At 74.2% G+C, this 15,299-nt stretch carries 18 protein-coding genes and 1 pseudogene; 15 read left to right on the forward strand and 4 right to left on the reverse strand.

All coding sequences use genetic code 11. The annotated features are described in order from the left end of the window. The first annotated feature begins 125 nt into the window (after positions 1-125). Both PH189_RS08875 and PH189_RS08880 read left to right on the forward strand, forming a co-directional pair. Entirely contained in the window at positions 126-557 is a 432-nt protein-coding gene (locus tag PH189_RS08875) for a hypothetical protein (protein ID WP_274188415.1), read from the forward strand. 113 nt (positions 558-670) lie between these two features. Then, complete coding sequence (locus PH189_RS08880) at positions 671-1,225, forward strand: YceI family protein (RefSeq protein ID WP_274188416.1); 555 nt, start codon at positions 671-673, stop codon at positions 1,223-1,225. Between the two features lie 64 nt (positions 1,226-1,289). Here the strand turns inward: PH189_RS08880 and PH189_RS08885 are convergent, their stop codons facing one another. After that, positions 1,290-2,273 carry a YihY/virulence factor BrkB family protein gene (locus tag PH189_RS08885; protein ID WP_274188417.1) on the reverse strand — a complete coding sequence of 328 codons (984 nt, stop codon included), beginning with the start codon at positions 2,271-2,273 and terminating at the stop codon, positions 1,290-1,292. Positions 2,274-2,435: 162 nt separating this feature from the next. On the opposite strand from PH189_RS08885, the gene PH189_RS08890 reads away from it, so the two are divergent. The 10 genes from PH189_RS08890 to PH189_RS08935 are packed head-to-tail and all read left to right on the forward strand — an operon-like array spanning position 2,436 to position 8,624. Beyond that, positions 2,436-2,930, forward strand: coding sequence for an inorganic diphosphatase (locus PH189_RS08890; RefSeq protein ID WP_274188418.1), 495 nt, complete (start codon positions 2,436-2,438; stop codon positions 2,928-2,930). A 13-nt stretch (positions 2,931-2,943) separates the two neighbouring features. Then, entirely contained in the window at positions 2,944-3,414 is a 471-nt protein-coding gene (locus tag PH189_RS08895) for a hypothetical protein (RefSeq protein WP_274188419.1), read from the forward strand. Between the two features lie 58 nt (positions 3,415-3,472). Then, the gene (locus PH189_RS08900) at positions 3,473-3,799 is read left to right on the forward strand and encodes a putative quinol monooxygenase (RefSeq protein WP_274188420.1); all 327 of its coding nucleotides are present in this window, start codon (positions 3,473-3,475) and stop codon (positions 3,797-3,799) included. Further along, positions 3,796-4,941: a DUF3500 domain-containing protein gene (locus PH189_RS08905; RefSeq protein WP_274188421.1), complete on the forward strand. Its 1,146-nt coding sequence runs from the start codon at positions 3,796-3,798 to the stop codon at positions 4,939-4,941. The genes PH189_RS08900 and PH189_RS08905 overlap by 4 nt, the downstream gene beginning before the upstream one ends. Further along, the gene (locus tag PH189_RS08910; protein WP_274188422.1) at positions 4,938-6,341 is read left to right on the forward strand and encodes a carboxylesterase/lipase family protein; all 1,404 of its coding nucleotides are present in this window, start codon (positions 4,938-4,940) and stop codon (positions 6,339-6,341) included. Before PH189_RS08905 ends, PH189_RS08910 begins: the two co-directional genes overlap by 4 nt. Before the next feature lie 37 nt (positions 6,342-6,378). Beyond that, positions 6,379-6,651, forward strand: a complete 273-nt coding sequence (locus PH189_RS08915; protein WP_274188423.1) for an antitoxin — start codon at positions 6,379-6,381, stop codon at positions 6,649-6,651. Positions 6,652-6,698: 47 nt separating this feature from the next. Next, a complete protein-coding gene (locus PH189_RS08920) occupies positions 6,699-6,884 on the forward strand; it encodes a hypothetical protein (RefSeq protein ID WP_274188424.1) in 186 nt (61 codons plus the stop codon). Position 6,885: 1 nt separating this feature from the next. Beyond that, positions 6,886-7,713, forward strand: coding sequence for an SDR family NAD(P)-dependent oxidoreductase (locus PH189_RS08925; RefSeq protein ID WP_274188425.1), 828 nt, complete (start codon positions 6,886-6,888; stop codon positions 7,711-7,713). Between the two features lie 36 nt (positions 7,714-7,749). Next, positions 7,750-8,142 (forward strand): DUF3224 domain-containing protein, encoded by a 393-nt coding sequence (locus tag PH189_RS08930; protein ID WP_274188426.1) that lies wholly within the window; start codon positions 7,750-7,752, stop codon positions 8,140-8,142. After that, a complete protein-coding gene (locus PH189_RS08935; RefSeq protein WP_274188427.1) occupies positions 8,142-8,624 on the forward strand; it encodes an OsmC family protein in 483 nt (160 codons plus the stop codon). The genes PH189_RS08930 and PH189_RS08935 overlap by 1 nt, the downstream gene beginning before the upstream one ends. Here PH189_RS08935 and PH189_RS08940 read toward each other — a convergent pair. After that, positions 8,621-12,235 carry an indolepyruvate ferredoxin oxidoreductase family protein gene (locus PH189_RS08940; protein ID WP_274188428.1) on the reverse strand — a complete coding sequence of 1,205 codons (3,615 nt, stop codon included), beginning with the start codon at positions 12,233-12,235 and terminating at the stop codon, positions 8,621-8,623. The two genes, PH189_RS08935 and PH189_RS08940, sit on opposite strands and share 4 nt — an antisense overlap. A gap of 181 nt (positions 12,236-12,416) precedes the next feature. Here PH189_RS08940 and PH189_RS08945 point away from each other — a divergent pair, with 181 nt between their 5' ends. Both PH189_RS08945 and PH189_RS08950 read left to right on the forward strand, forming a co-directional pair. Further along, entirely contained in the window at positions 12,417-12,902 is a 486-nt protein-coding gene (locus tag PH189_RS08945) for an Lrp/AsnC family transcriptional regulator (protein ID WP_274188429.1), read from the forward strand. 33 nt (positions 12,903-12,935) lie between these two features. Next, complete coding sequence (locus tag PH189_RS08950) at positions 12,936-13,739, forward strand: thioesterase family protein (RefSeq protein WP_274188430.1); 804 nt, start codon at positions 12,936-12,938, stop codon at positions 13,737-13,739. 13 nt (positions 13,740-13,752) lie between these two features. Here the strand turns inward: PH189_RS08950 and PH189_RS08955 are convergent, their stop codons facing one another. Further along, positions 13,753-14,016, reverse strand: a complete 264-nt coding sequence (locus PH189_RS08955; RefSeq protein ID WP_274188431.1) for a hypothetical protein — start codon at positions 14,014-14,016, stop codon at positions 13,753-13,755. A 49-nt stretch (positions 14,017-14,065) separates the two neighbouring features. Here PH189_RS08955 and PH189_RS08960 point away from each other — a divergent pair, with 49 nt between their 5' ends. Then, entirely contained in the window at positions 14,066-14,257 is a 192-nt protein-coding gene (locus PH189_RS08960) for a hypothetical protein (RefSeq protein ID WP_274188432.1), read from the forward strand. 360 nt (positions 14,258-14,617) lie between these two features. Here PH189_RS08960 and PH189_RS30455 read toward each other — a convergent pair. Then, positions 14,618-15,247, reverse strand: a pseudogene (locus PH189_RS30455) (DUF222 domain-containing protein); the annotation flags it as partial. Between the last annotated feature and the right edge of the window lie 52 nt (positions 15,248-15,299).

The following is a 15,299-nucleotide window of genomic DNA, read 5'->3' on the forward strand; positions in this document are numbered from 1 at the left end:
CGCAGGCAGGAGCCGGATCCGTCTCCACGACGCTCCCGCCCGCGCGTCCGCCGGTGCCCGCCTGCGCCCCTGTCCGGCGCTCCCCCCGCGATCCCCGGATCGATCACTGCCTGGAGCTCGTCACCGTGACCACCATCGCCCCACCCCGCGTCGTGCGCCTCGACCCCGTCCTGCACGGCCTCGTCGATCCCGCGGGAGGCACGCGCGACCTCGACGCGATGCTCGCGCAGGCCCGGGCCGCCGAGCTCGGCGGCGCCGCGGCCGTCACCATCCCCGCCGGCTCCGCGCCCGGGGGCCGCCAGTGGCCGAGCACCGCCCAGGCGCTCGCCGTCCTGCTCGCGACGAGCACCGTGCACGTCGTCGTCGAGGTGAGCGCCGAGGCCTGGACGCCCGACGCCCTCGCCCGCTTCGCCGCGAGCGCCACCGGCCTCGCGGGACGGCGCCTCGCCGTGCGGGTGCTCGGCCCGGGCTCGGCGACCCTCGCCGCCGCCCTGTCGGCCCGCTGGGCGGGCCCGGTCGCCACCGCCGACACCGATCTCGCCACGCTCGTCGCCTGACGCCCTCCAGGCGAGACCCCAGTCACAGCACCGAGCAATAGTTGACGCCTCAACCTTGAGTGCTAGAGTCTGCGTTGACAGTTGATGCTTCAAGTCTCCCTTCGGAGGACGACATGACCGAGACCGCCGCGCCGACCCTCGAGCTCGCGGGTGAGTACCAGATCGACCCCGCGCACACGCGCATCGGTTTCACCGCCCGCCACGCCATGGTCACGAAGGTGCGGGGCACGTTCGGCGAGTTCCGTGGCAACGCCAGCATCGGCGAGGACCCGGCCCGCTCGGGCGTCGAGATCATCATCGCGGCCAACAGCCTGAACACGGGCCAGGAGCAGCGTGACGGGCACGTCCAGGGCGACGACTTCCTCGCCGTGAACGTCTACCCGGAGATCACCTTCCGCTCCACCTCGGTCGAGAAGAACGGCGACACCTTCACGATCACCGGTGACCTCACGATCCGCGACACCACCAGGCCGGTCACCGTGCCCTTCGAGTTCACCGGCCTCGCCAAGGACCCGTTCGGCAACGTCCGCGCCGGCTTCGAGGGCGCCACCACGATCAACCGCAAGGACTGGGGCATCACCTTCAACGCCGCGCTCGAGACCGGTGGTGTGCTCGTCTCCGAGAAGATCGGCCTCGAGTTCGACATCTCGGCCATCAAGCAGGCCTGATCAGCACGGTCACGCCCGACACGGCCCGCGCTCCCCTCTGAGGGGAACGCGGGCCGTCGTGCGTCTACCCGGACGCGCCCGGCTCCTCGAACTTCACGTCGACCGACTGGTGGTCCTTCTGCCGCTCGGACTCGGCGTAGGACGCGTAGGCCCGCAGGTCGGCCGCGGTGGTGTCGCGGTCGTCGGGATACATGCTGAACAGGCTGCGCGGGTGCAGCCTGCGCACGAGGACGGCGTCGAGCTCGGCGCAGAGCACGAACACCGACGCCAAGAGGTAGATCCAGGCCAGCAGACCGATCACGATCCCGAAGAACCCGTACGTCGCGCTCGCGCCCTGCAGGCGGGTCCCGACGAGCCAGGTGCCGACCGACAGCAGCACCTGCCAGGCGATCCCGGCGGAGACCGCCGCGACGAGGCGGTCGCGCAGGCGCCCCGGCCGGGCGGGCAGCAGGTGGTAGGCCAGCAGGAACAGGCCGATGTTGACGAGGGTGCCGGCGACCGTCGCGACCGCGCGGCCGAGCGCCCCGAGCCCGGTGGTGGCGCCGGCGGCGGTCGCCAGGGTCGAGAGGCCGGCAGTGACCATCACGCCGCAGCCGACCAGCACCACGACCAGCACACCCTTGCCGTAGGCGACCCCGATGCTCACGCGCTCGGCCTTCGGCACCGCCCAGACCTCGTCGAGCGCGTGCTGCGCGGCGTGGGTGACCCCGAGGGCGCCGTACACGGCCAGCACCACGCCGACGACGAGACCGGCCACGCTCCCGCTCAGCGTGTGCACGTTGTCGCGGATCTGGTCGCCGATCACCGGCACGTTGCGCAGCGCCGAGGACAGCACCGCCTGCTGGGCGGCGGGGTCGTCGTGGAGCACGTAGCCGAGACCGGTGACCCCGAGCAGCAGCAGCGGGAACAGCGACACCAGGCCGTAGTAGGTCAGGAGGGCGGCCAGGTAGGTGCCCTGGTCGTCGACGAACTTGTAGATGACGGCGAGGGGCAGCGCGGCCCACCGGTGTCGGCGCTGGAACGCGTCGAACCGCCTCGAGACGCCCATCGGCGCCACCTCCCCCGACCCTCACGTCACGTATACCCCCTTCCCGCGGTCCACAGCGGGGCCCGGAGCGCGGTCGCCGGCACGGCCGATCGGGGCCCGGGGTGGGCGCCGGGCACCCGGACGCGACACACTGGCCGCCCGACGACGGCGAGGGAGCAGCTGGTGGAGTTCGACGTGCTGGTCGAGGTGCCTCAGGGCAGCCGCAACAAGTACGAGATGGACCACGAATCGGGGCGCCTGCGCCTCGACCGGACGCTGTTCACGGCGACGCGGTATCCCGCCGACTACGGCTATATCGAGAACACCCTCGGCCAGGACGACGATCCGCTGGACGCCCTCGTCCTCGTCCAGCAGCCGACGTTCCCCGGCTGCCTCGTGCGCAGCCGCGCGATCGGGATGTTCCGCATGACCGACGAGGCCGGTGGCGACGACAAGGTGCTGTGCGTCCCCAGCGACGACCCGCGCCTCGAGCACCTGCGCGACATCCACCACCTCGACGAGTACCACCGCATGGAGATCCAGCACTTCTTCGAGGTCTACAAGGCGCTGGAGCCCGACAAGAAGGTCGAGGGCCACGAGTGGGTGGGCCGCGCGGAGGCCGAGAAGGAGGTCCGCGCGTCCCTGGAGCGGGCCGAGAAGGCCGGCTACACGACGTGACCGGAGTGCGCGCATGACCGAGCCTCCGGACCCGCCGCCCACCATCGCGACGATGCGCACGATCGGGTACGTGTGGATCGCCGTGGGTGTGCTGGCGATCCTCGGGGGCGCCGTCGCGACGGTGTTCGCGGTGGCGGTGTTCGGTGTGCTCGCCGCACTGCTGGGTGCCGGGCTCGTGGGCATCCAGCATGTGCGGGCGCGCTCGGCGATCCGTGCCTCGCGCACCCTCACCAACGCGCCCGCGCCGCCGGCGGATCCCCCGTCGGCCAACCCGGGTCCGCCCGCCGGTCCTCCTCCCGTCGGCGGCCCGCACGACGACGGCCCCGCCGGGCAGGTCGACGACGAGCAGGACGACGACGGCGGCGTCGAGGCCCCCGTCGGGTCGCCCGGCGGGGACGAGGAGGAGCTCTCGATCTCCGAGGAGGAGGACGGCACGGGCTCGCGGACGGCCGACGACGAGGACTCCGGCGGACGCCGGGACTGACCGGCGCGTGGCCCGGGTAGTGATCACGGGACGTTGACGTCCACCCCGGGGAGACTCCGTGCCGACACCCACCGACGACGACCGCACCCTGCTGACGGTCATCGCGCGCATGACCGCGCTGCCCGGCAAGGAGCAGCAGCTGCGCTCCGAGCTCGAGCAGTTGGTCGAGCCGACGCTGGCCGAGGACGGCTGCGTCAACTACGACCTGCACGTCGCGGTCGATGACCCGGCCACGTTCTTCTTCTACGAGAACTGGACGAGCCCTGGGCACCTCGAGGCGCACCTGGGCAACAGCCACCTGGTGGAGTTCGCCGGTAAGCTCGACGAGTACCTCGTCGGCGGTGCCGACGGGCTGGTGATCACTCAGCTGCAGCGGATCAAGTGAGTTCCACCGCCACCCCGCGCACGGTCGCCTCGGCCATGGCCGAGGCGGCCGCAGCGTGGATCGAGGGTCTCGACGACGAGCAGCGCGCCCTCGGTGCGTGGGCCTGGCCGGGGTCGAACGCCGCCGACGCCGAGCGGGTGCGCTGGTACTACACGCCCACCGACCACGGCGGCCTGACGATCCACCAGCAGCGGCCCCACCAGCAGCGCGCGGCGATGCGCCTGCTCGCGACGGGGCTGTCCGAGGCGGCCTACGTCAGCGCCTCGACGATCATGGGCCTGGAGAACGTCCTCGACCGCACCGAGGGGTTCACCGCCGGCTTCGCCCGCGAGCGCGGCCGTGATCCCGGGATGTACCACCTGCGGGTCTTCGGCGATCCGACCGGCGCCGGCCCCTGGTCGTGGCGCTTCGGCGGCCACCACGTGTCGGTGCACCACCTCGTCGTCGACGGCGAGGCCGTCGCCGGGAGCCCGTGCTTCCTCGGCGCCGACCCGATGGTCTCGCCGCTGCTCGGCGGGCGGGAGCTGCGCCCGCTCGGCGGCGTCGAGGACACCGCGCGCGACCTGCTGCACGCCCTCGACGCCGACCAGCGCCACCGCGCGGTCCTCACGGCCACCGCGCCGGCCGACATCATCGGCGCCAACCGCGTCCGCCCGGCCGCGGGCGACCGGCTGATCCCGCTGCCCGACCTGTGGCGCGGGCATTTCGAGCAGGACCTCGAGGACCGTCTCTGGTCGATGCACGAGAGCCTGGAGGCCCAGCTGGGCGTCACCGAGGCCGACCGCGCGGCCACCGAGCTGACCGCGACGCCGCGGGGCCTGCCGGCCGCCGAGATGACCGCCGACCAGCAGGCGATGCTGCGCGAGGTGCTGGAGACCTACGTCGGGCGCATGCCGCCCGGAATCGTGGAGCGCGAGAGGGCTCGCTTCGACGGGGACGCCCTGGACGGCGTCGCGTTCGCCTGGGCCGGCGGCGTGGAGCGCGGCGAGCCGCACTACTACCGGCTGCAGGGTCCGCGCCTGCTCGCGGAGTGGGACAACACCCAGCGCGGGGTCAACCACGCCCACTCGGTGTGGCGCGACCCCGGCCACGACTTCGGTCTCGACCTGCTGGGCGAGCACCTCACGGAGCACCACGCGTGAGCACGCCCGTCGCCGACCCGACGGTCACGCTGCCCGACGGCGTGCTGCGCGGTCGGCGGCGTGGTGACGTCGTGGAGTTCCTCGGCATCCGCTACGCCACAGCGGCGCGCTTCGCCCCGCCGCGGGCGCCGGAGCCGTGGACCGGCGTCCGCGAGGCCGTGGAGCGCGGCCCGACCGCGCCACAGCTGCCCGCGCGGGTCGCCGCCGTCACCGGGCCCTCCCCCGACGACGGCGCGCCGCAGGACGAGGACTGCCTGCGCGTCGACGTCCGTGCCCCGGCCGCGGCGCTCGCCGACGGCGTGCCGCGCCCCGTGCTCGTGTGGCTGCACGGCGGCGCCTACGTCATCGGGTCGGCGGCCACGTCCTGGTACGACACCGCCCGGCTGGTGAGCGAGGGCACCGACGGCGGGGTCGTCACGGTCAACGTGGGCTACCGGCTCGGCGTGCTCGGGTGGCTCGCCGCGCCTGGGGTGTCCGACGGCAACCTCGGCCTGCTCGACCAGCTCGCCGCCCTGCGCTGGGTGCGCGACCGCATCGCGGCCTTCGGGGGCGACGCGGACCAGGTCACGGTGATGGGCCAGTCCGCGGGCGCGCACGCGATCGCCTGCCTCATGACCGTCCCCGAGGCCCGGCCGCTGTTCCGGCGCGCGATCCTGCAGAGCGGCCAGCTCGGGCTCGGGCTGTCGTCCCCGCAGCGGGCCGCCCGCGTGGCGGGGTACGTGACCGAGGGCCTGCAGGGCGCCGACCCGGCGACGGCCGGGGTCGAGGACGTGCTCGCCGCCCAGCGCCACGCGATGATCCGCGCGGCCGGACCGGGCGGGCTCGACTCGTCGCCGGCCTTCGCGCCCGTCGACGGCGTCCCACCGCTGTCGGCCGGTGTCACCTGGGCCGACGCGGCGTCGGCGGGTCACGACGTGCTCGTCGGGTCGACCGCCGACGAGGCCGAGACGTTCGTGCGCATCAGCCCGGCCCTGTGGGGGCTCAAGCGGCTGCCGGTGCTCGGGCGGCTCACCTCGGTGGGCGCCGCGATGGCGACGCGGCGGGTGTTCGGCGCGCCGGCCGAGCGGTTCGCGGACGACGCGGCGACGGCCGGCGCGCACACGTTCAGCTACCGCTTCGCCTGGCGTGCGCCCGCGTCCGGGCTCGGGGCGTGCCACTGCATCGAGCTGCCGTTCCTGTTCGGGGCGCGCGACGCCTGGGTGGACGCCCCGATGCTGCGCGGTGCCGACTGGGACGCCGACGTCGAGCCGCTCGGTGCGGTGGTGCGCGCGGCGTGGCTGCGCTTCGTCCGGACCGGGAACCCCGCGACCGACGCCCTGCCCTGGCCGTCGCACGCGGCGGGCGGAGGGCCGACGGTGGTGCTCGACGCCTCCGTCGCCGGGAACGGGCACACTCGATGACGTCCCCCCGAACTCCGAGGAGAACACGATGCCCCTGATGCGCAGGGTCGCGGCCGCCGGCGCGGCCATCGCCGCCGCGCGGCGCTACGCGCGGCAGAACCCCGAGAAGGTCAACCGCTACGCGGACCAAGCTGCGGCGTTCGTCGACGGCAAGACCGGCGGGCGATACCGCAAGCACATCGACTCGGCGATGCGCCAGGTCCGCAAGCAGACCAGCGTCCCGGGCCGCACCACCCCCTTCCCGGAGCCGCAGTACTACGGGCCGCAGTCCGCGACGCGCTACCCGAGCCAGCGGACCGACCGGCCGTAGGCGATCTCGATGTGACGCCGGCGCCGGCAGTGGGCACTCCGACGACCATGGGACTGAACTACCGCGGTCGTCGCAAGCTGGGCCCGCTGCCGGTGTGGCGCAACGTCTCGCGCTCCGAGGGCAACGGGAAGACCGTCTCCTGGACGGTCAAGCTCTTCGGCGTGAGCTGGAACAGCCGCACGAAGAAGAAGACCGTCGACCTGCCCGGTGGCTACTCCTACACCTCGGAGTGACGTGCCTGCTCCCGTCGTCCTGATCACCGGCGCCACCGACGGCCTCGGCCGGGCCCTCGCGCACGACCTCGTCGGGCGCGGCGACGAGGTGCTCGTCCACGGCCGCGACCCCGAGCGGCTCGCCGCGACCGTCGACGAGATCCGCGCGGCGACCGGCGTCGAGGTCGCCTCGTACCGCGCCGACCTCGCCGAGCTGGCCCAGGTCCGCGAGCTGGCCGACCGCGTCGCCGCCGACCACCCGGCGCTCGACGTGCTTCTCAACAACGCCGGCATCGGAGCCGACGTCCCCGGGGGCGGCGAGCGCCAGGAGAGCGTCGACGGGCACGAGCTCCGGTTCGCGGTGAACTACCTCGCGGGGCACCTGCTGACCCGGCGGCTGCTCCCGTCCCTGCGGGCGGCGGGCAGCGAGCGCGGCCCGGCGCGGATCGTCATGGTGTCGTCGGCCGGGCAGGCGGCGATCGACTTCGACGACGTCATGCTGGAACGCGACTACTCGGGCTGGCGGGCCTACTGCCAGAGCAAGCTCGCGCAGATCCTCGACGTCTACGACCTCGCCGACGACCTCGACCCGGGCGTCGTCACGGCGACGGCCCTGCACCCGGCGACGTACATGCCCACGAAGATCGTGCCGTCGCCGATCAGCACGATCGCCGAGGGCGTGGCGGCGACGGCGCGGCTCGCGGTGGACCCGGAGCTCGCCGGTGTCACCGGCCGCTACTTCAACGGCGTGCGCGAGGCCCGTCCCGATCCACAGGCGCAGGACCCGCAGGCCCGGGCACGGCTGCGGGCGATCGCAGATGAGCTGGTCGGGGAGCTGACCCAACCCTGACGGAAGGTGTCAGCCTCTACCCGGCAGGATGATCGCGTGACCCACCTCGAGAGCGCGTTCAGCATCGACCTCTGGGAGCCGGCGGAGGGTGACGCCCTGGCCGAGCCGGAGGGCCGGGGGCCGGCGACGGGTCGGGCGTTGATCCGGAAGACCTACTCCGGACCCCTCCAGGGCACCGCGGTGGGCGAGATCCTCACGACCCAGGGCGAGGGTGGGGCCGCGTACCTCGCGCAGGAGCGCGTCGTCGGCGAGCTCGACGGCCGGACGGGCAGCTTCGTGCTCCAGCACGGCGCCGCCGGCGGGGACGGGCAGGAGATGCGCCAGTGGGCGTTCGTCGTCGCCGGGTCCGGTGCCGGCGACCTCACCGGCCTGCGCGGCACCGGCGTGGTGGCCCACGAGCTGCTGACCCTCGACTACGAGCTGCCCTGATGGCGTTCACCGAGGCGCCCGACGGCACCCACCGCTACCGCGCGACGTGCACGTGGTCGGGCTCTACCGGGGCCGGCTACGACGCCTACGAACGCGCCCACCGCGTGGAGGCGCCGCCGGCCGCCGCCGCGCTCGAACTCTCCAACGACCCGTCGCTCGGCGGCGACGCCTCCCGGCTCGACCCCGAGCAGCTGGTGCTGGCCGCGGCGTCGTCGTGCCAGCTGCTGTCGTTCCTGGCGATCGCGGCCCGCGCGCGGATCGACGTCACCGACTACCGCGACGACGCCGAGGCGGTGATGTCGCACGACGAGGGTCCGGCGCGGATCGCCGGGATCGTGCTGCGCCCGCAGATCACCGTGGCGCCGGGCCCGAGCGTTCCGCGCGTGGAACGGCTCGTGCACCTCGCCCACGGCGAGTGCTACGTCGCGAACAGCCTCGCGACCCCGGTGGCCGTGGAGCCCGCGATCACCTACTCCGTCTAGGCAGCCAGCAGGTCGGCCAGCCGGGCGCGGTAGCGGGCGACGTTGTCGAGCTTGATCTGCTCGTAGCCCCGCACCATGTCCGGCAGGCCGGCGATCTCGACGGCGCGGTCCGTGTCGTCGAGGGTCAGCAACGTGGGGACCAGCGAGCGGTACTCCGCCACCAGCTCCCGCTCGACGCGACGGACCTCGGCGACGCCGAACGGGTCGAGCCGCGTCCCGCGCAGGCGGCGCATCGCCCGCAGGGTGCGGTAGCCCGGCCGGAACCAGCGGCCCAGCGTGATCTTGCGCTGCATCCCGACCGCCCGGAGCACCGGCGGGTGGAGCTTCCACGCGTACCGGGCGCCGTCGCCGAACTGCGCGCGCACCGAGGCCTCGAGCGCCGGGTCGAGCGAGAGGCGCGCGACCTCGTACTCGTCCTTGTACGCCATGAGCTTGTACAGCCCGGTGGCGATGGCCTCGGCGAGGCGCGGGTCGGCGCCCACCGTGCCCGCGACCACCGACGCGTACTGCCGCGCGTAGTCCCCGTCCTGGTACGCGACGAGCTCGGGCACCCGGATGCCGACCAGGCGCGCCAGCTCGCTGCCCACCGGGGCACCGATCGACGCGACGATCTCCGCCGCCTCCGCGGCGCCGCGCGCGTCCAGCCCCGGGACTCCCGTGTCGGGGCCGGTACCCGTCGCCGCGGCGACGGCGGACGCGAACGCCGCCGGCTCCGCGACGGCCTGGCGGCCCCGCCGGAACGCCTGCAGGTTCTTCTCGACCGCCGCACCGTTGAGCGTGAACGCCTCCTCGACCGCCGAGGCGGGCAACGGCAGCGCGCCGGCCTGGAAGGCCGCGCCGAGCAGCAGCGTGAGCGCGAACTGGTCGTCCCCGAACAGCGCCTCGCTCAGCGCGCGGGCGTCGAGGACCACCCCGGCGTCCTTCCGGGTCCGCTCGGTGATCCGCTTCAGCACCGCGTCGGCGTCCGGGAACGAGACCGTCGGGTCGACGACCATCGCACCGGTCGCCACCTTCGCCGACGAGATCGCGGCGACCGTGCGCCACGACGAGGTGGTGGCGAGGTTCGAGGGTTCCGCAGCGACCAGCAGGTCGGCGCCGAGGTAGAGGTCGCACTCGCCCTCGGCCGCCCGGCCCGCCGCCTCGCGCGGCGCCCGGCTGATCTTGACGTCGGAGACGACCGCGCCGCCCTTCTGCGCGAGACCCGTCTGGTCGAGCCCGCGCACGTGACGCCCGGCCACCAGCCCGGCGGTGGCGAGCACCTGGGACACCGTCGTCACGCCGGTGCCGCCGATCCCCGCGAGGCGCACGGTGAACGCGTCGGGGTCGACCAGCGCGGGCGGGGTCGCGAACGCGTCGGGGCCGAGCGGGGCGGCGTGTTCCGCGCGAAGGGCACCATCGCGCGCTCTAGGCGCGCGAAGGGCACCTTCGGCCGAATCCGCGGTGCCCGGCTCGACGGTCAGGAACGCCGGGCAGTCGCCGTCGAGGCAGGAGTAGTCCTTGTTGCACGAGGCCTGGTGGATGCGGGTCTTGCGGCCGAACTCGGTGTCGACCGGCGTGACCGACAGGCAGTTCGACGTCTGCCCGCAGTCGCCGCAGCCCTCGCAGACCCGCTCGTTGATCATCACGCGGGTGCTCGGGTCGGCGATCGTGCCGCGCTTGCGCTTGCGACGCTTCTGGGCCGCGCACTCCTGGTCGTGGATGAGGACGGTGACGCCCGGGGTGTCGGCGAGGACCCGCTGCGCCTCCTCGTACCGCGACCGGTCCCAGACGTCGACGCCCCGGGCGAGGCGGACGCCCTTGTAGCGCTTCCGGTCCTCGGTGGTGACGATGATCCGCGCGACGCCCTCGGCCTGGAGGCTCCGCGTGAGCGCCGGCATCGACAGCGCGCCCACGGCGTCCTGCCCGCCGGTCATCGCCGCGGCGCCGTTGTGGAGCAGGCGGAAGGTCAGGTGCGACCCGGCGGCGACGGCGGCGCGCACGGCGAGCGAGCCGGAGTGGTGGAACGTCCCGTCGCCCATGTTCTGCACGAAGTGGTCGGCGTCCACGAACGGCTCCATGCCCAGCCAGTGCGCGCCCTCGCCGCCCATCTGGCTCAGACCCGTGACCTCGCCGACCTGCTCCTCGGGCATCAGCAGCACCATCGTGTGGCAGCCGATCCCGGCGCCGACGAGGGAGCCCTCGGGGATCGCGGTGGTCGAGGTGTTGTGCGGGCAGCCCGAGCAGTAGAACGGGGTGCGGTGCGCGCCGTCGACGGGCGTCAGCGAGAGGTCGATCCGGCTTCTCTCCCGGGCCTGCCGGGCCTTCGCGTCGCGCCAGGCGACCACCGACGGGAACGACCCGTGCGCCAGCAGCCGCGCACCGAGGCGGCGCGCGACGACGTCGGGGTCGAGGTCGCCGTGCTCGGCGAAGAGCGTGGCGCTCTCACCGGGGATCTGGCCGGGGCCCCTCTTGCCGTGCACCGCCGGCGCACCGGCGCGGCCGTAGAGCTGCTCCTTGATCTGGGTCTCGAGGAACGCGCGCTTCTCCTCGACGACGACGATCTCGTCGAGGCCGTCGGCGAAGCGGTCGACGATCCCGGGCTCGAGGGGCCAGGGCATGCCGACTCGCAGCAGGCGCACACCGCGCCGGGCGAGCTCGGCGTCGTCGAGACCGAGGGTGTCGAGGGCCTGGCGCAGGTCGAGCCAGCTCTTGCCGGCCGCGACGACGCCGATCCGCGCCGGTCCGTGGCCGACGATGCGGTCGAGGCCGTTGGCGGCGGCGTAGCGGCGCGCGATCTCGAGCCGGGCGCGATAGAGGTCGCGCTCGATCGGCCCGAGGTGCGGCTGCAGGAGCGTCGCCGAGGGGGTGTGCACGTACTCGCGGCCGTCGATCGTCACGTCCGGGGCGACGATGCGCACGCGGTGCGGGTCGAGGTCGACGGTGCCGGAGCCGTCGGCCACCGCGGTGACCATCTTCAGCGCGGTCCACAGCCCGCTCGCGCGGGAGAGCGCGACGGCGTGGCGTCCGAGGTCGAGGACGTCCTGCGAGTCGGCGGGGTAGAGGACCGGGACGGCCATGTCGGCCAGCGCGGCCTCGGAGGCGCAGGGCACGCTCGACGACTTCGCCGCGGGGTCGTCGCCGACGAACGCGACGGCGCCGCCGCGCGAGTGGGTGCCGGTGAGGTTGGCGTGGCGCAGGGCGTCGGTGGCCCGGTCGAGGCCGGGCGCCTTGCCGTACCAGTAGCCGACGACCCCGTCGCGGGTGAGCGAGCCGGTGGCCGCGGCGAGCTGGGTGCCCTCCACCGCGGTGAGGGCGAGCTCCTCGTTGAGACCGGGCGCGAAGACGACGTCGTGCTCGGTGAGCAGGTCGCGGTGGCGGGCGAGCTCGAGGTCGTAGCCGGCGAGCGGCGAGCCCTCGTAGCCCGAGACGTAGCCCCCGGTGCGCAGGCCCGCGGCACGGTCGGCCCGGTGCTGGTCGAGTGGCAGGCGCACGAGGGCCTGGACGCCGGTGAGGTGCACGCGGCCGGTCGTCAGGGCGTAGCGGTCGCGCAGCGTCAGAGGGCGCTGCGGGCCGTCGCCCCGGTCGTCGCCGTGCGGGACGTCGAACGCAGGTGGGCGGACGTCGACGGTCATGGGGCACCTCCTCGGCGGGCGGACGTCCGGGCGGGTGGTCCCCGGCGTCCGGCCACGCTTCTCGCGGTGGCACGAAAGGTAGGGAGCTACTCTCCAGTGGTCTAGCCTCGTCCTGATCGACTGAGCCAATGGTACAGCTCGGCGGTCCCCTGACTGATCCCCTTCGGCCAATGGACGACACATGGACCTCGACGACCTCGACCGCGCCCTGCTGCTCGCGCTGCTCGAACGCCCGCGGGCCGGCCTCCGCGAGCACGCGCGGGCGCTCGGCATCGCCCGCGGCACCGCCCAGGCGCGCTTCCTGCGGCTCCAGGAGCGCGGGGTGATCGTCGGGTTCGCCCCGCACGTGAACCCGGAGGCGCTGGGCTTCGACGTGCACGCCTTCGTCACCCTGCACATCACGCAGGGCCGCCTCGACGACGTCGCCACCGGCCTGGAGGCCGTCGCCGAGGTCGTCGAGGTACACAGCATCACCGGCGACGGCGACCTCTGGGCCCGGGTGGTCGCCCGGACCAACGCGCACCTGGAGCAGGTGGTCCAGGGGATCATCGGCACCCCGGGGGTGGAGCGCACCCGCACGGAGATCGCCCTCACCGAGCGGGTGGCCTACCGCGTCCTGCCGCTCGTGCGCGCCCTCCCCCGCGGACGCCGGGGCTCGGACACCTGACCACCCCACGTCCACCCTGATCTACTCCCCACCGTGATCAGTGAGCTCGCGCTGGACAGCGCGTCCGAGCGGGTGGCCGACGGGGTGCACGAGATCGTCCTGTCCGACCGCTGGGGCCTGGACGACGGACGCCTCAACGGCGGGTACCAGCTCAGCGTCGCGCTCCGCGCGCTCGCGGACGAGGTCCCGCTGCCCGACCCCGTCGTGGCCTCGGCGTCCTACCTGCGCCCGGCGATGCCCGGGCCGGCGCGGGTGCTCACGGAGGTGGTGCGGGCCGGGCGCCGCCTGGCCACGGGCACGTCGCGGATCGTGCAGCCCGGCCCGGACGGCGGGGAGCGCGACGTGCTGCGCATGGAGGCGACGTTCGCGGACCTCGCCGCGAGCCCGGCTGATCCGCACGACCTGACCGCGGCGCCCGAGCTCCCGCCGTTCGACGCGTGCACGACGTTCGGCGGTGCCGACGCGCCCGCGACCGTCGCGGCGGTCGGCCGGCGGATGCGGTACGGGGTGACGGAGATGCCGGGGTGGACCCGCGGCGAGCCGTCGGGCGATCCTCGCGCGGAGTTCTGGTTCGCCTTCGCCGACGGCTCGGACGCGACGCTGCTCGACCTCGCCTTCGTCGTCGACGGCGCGGCGCCGGTGGTGCTCGAGCTCGGCCGCGGCTCGAGCACCGCCCAGCTCACGGTGCACCTGCGCGAGCACCCGGCTCCCGGGCCACTGCGGTGCCGCACGGTGACGAACCACGTGGCCCACGGCCTGCACGAGGAGGACGTGGAGGTGTGGGACTCCGCGGGTCGGCTCGTCGCGCAGTCGCGGCAGCTGGCGCTGCTGCTGTAGGCGCGGTCGGCAGTCAGAACGGTGGGTCGCTGTCGTAGCGGCTGCGGGTCGGGATCGTGGCCGTGGGGCGGGCCTTCTGGGTGAGCTTCTGGAACCAGTCGGGGTCGATGTCGTCGTGGGTGTCGGTGCGGTGGTCGTCCCAGCCGTCGTCGGGCAGGGGCCGGGGCGCGGCGGCGGGTCGGGGTGTCGGGAGTGGGTCGGTGATCGGCTTCGGGTGGCTGGTGTCGGTGATGCCGGCGCGGGTGCGGAGGACGAAGGTGCCGGGGCTGGGTTGCACGACATTCGCCGTCGCGGCGCGCCATGATCATGGCCAGGGCGTCGGCGGCGTGGACGGTGCCGTAGCCGGGGACGCTGCCGGGGTGCTGGTCGAGCCCGAGGGCGGTGGTGAGCCGCAGTCGAATCTCCACGGTGCCCTCCCGGAGGCGCCCGGGACGACGTTCGACCACATCGAGCGGCCCGAGCAGCTCGGAGGTCGCGGGCAGGTCGGGGAGATCGAGCAGGCCCTGCTCCGACGGTGACCGTGGTGCGGGGAGGTCGAGCGGAACGACCTCGTCGTCACCGGCGCCCGTGGCGCCTGGCCCGTCGTCGGGGCCCTCATCGTCGGGGCCCTCATCGTCGGGGCCCTCATCGTCGGGACCGCCGCCATCAGAACCGCCGACGGAGCCCTCGTCGGGGTCGTCGGGGGTGTTCTGCGCGTGGTACTCGGCGGCGAGCAGCAGCGCGATGGTGCGGTCGTCCATCCCGGCGGTGGAGCCGTCGAGCAGCCGCATCCCGACCTGCAGGCGCAGCACCCCGATCGGGGTCAGCACCCCGAGGTGGCGCACCGCGGCGGCGAGCGCGTCGATGCGCGCCTGGGAGGCGATCCCGTCCGGGGCCGGCGCATCACAGAACGACAGGTTCGCGGTCCCGGACGGGGTCGGCGTGAGGATCACCCGCGCCCGCGCCTCCGCCCGCCGGCGGCGCCGCTGGGCCCAGTCGGGGTCCAGCGCCGTCGCGACCTGCGCGATGCGCTCGATCACCGCCCCGACCGGCAGCCCGGGCGCCTCGGGCAGCACCAGCCGGCACACCTCGTGGGCGTGGTCGTCGGCGAGGTCACGGGTCTGCTCGCAGAGCGTGCGGGCCTTCGGCTCGTCGAGCCACCCGGCGTACAGGGCGTCGCCGACCTCGGGCAGCCGCACGAGCAGGTCGTCGGCCAGGTCCAGCTTGCGCGAGGACATGGTGCGCGACCAGCCCAGCAGCGCGGCGACCTCGTCGCCGCAGAACTCGTCGCACGACGCCAGGCGCTCGGTGCGCCCGGCCTGCGCGCGCCCCAGGTGGTGGATGCCCTCGAGCAGCTCCGCGCTCGCCCGGTTCAGCAACCGCCACCGGCCCCGCACGTAGGCGGCGAGATCCTCACCCGTCAACGCGGCCGGAGACAGGCGGTCCAGAGCAGCGGCCAGCTCCGCGCCCGGCGCGAGAGCATCCAGCCCGGCCCCCAGGCCGAACCGGACATCGTGGTCGATGCTCACAAGAACGACGCTAGCCCCGCCCCCCGACAACGACGGCCGCTCAGAGGCCTCC

Source organism: Actinomycetospora chibensis (assembly GCF_028737215.1).
GTDB lineage: Bacteria > Actinomycetota > Actinomycetes > Mycobacteriales > Pseudonocardiaceae > Actinomycetospora > Actinomycetospora chibensis.

Excerpts from the sequence above, each read along its gene's own strand:
- PH189_RS08880 (WP_274188416.1), top strand. The coding sequence starts at position 671 with ATGACCGAGACCGCCGCGCCGACCCTCGAGCTCGCGGGTGAGTACCAG.
- PH189_RS08885 (WP_274188417.1), bottom strand. The coding sequence starts at position 2,273 with ATGGGCGTCTCGAGGCGGTTCGACGCGTTCCAGCGCCGACACCGGTGG.
- PH189_RS08895 (WP_274188419.1), top strand. The coding sequence starts at position 2,944 with ATGACCGAGCCTCCGGACCCGCCGCCCACCATCGCGACGATGCGCACG.
- PH189_RS08915 (WP_274188423.1), top strand. The coding sequence starts at position 6,379 with ATGCGCAGGGTCGCGGCCGCCGGCGCGGCCATCGCCGCCGCGCGGCGC.
- PH189_RS08920 (WP_274188424.1), top strand. The coding sequence starts at position 6,699 with ATGGGACTGAACTACCGCGGTCGTCGCAAGCTGGGCCCGCTGCCGGTG.
- PH189_RS08935 (WP_274188427.1), top strand. The coding sequence starts at position 8,142 with ATGGCGTTCACCGAGGCGCCCGACGGCACCCACCGCTACCGCGCGACG.
- PH189_RS08940 (WP_274188428.1), bottom strand. The coding sequence starts at position 12,235 with ATGACCGTCGACGTCCGCCCACCTGCGTTCGACGTCCCGCACGGCGAC.
- PH189_RS08945 (WP_274188429.1), top strand. The coding sequence starts at position 12,417 with ATGGACCTCGACGACCTCGACCGCGCCCTGCTGCTCGCGCTGCTCGAA.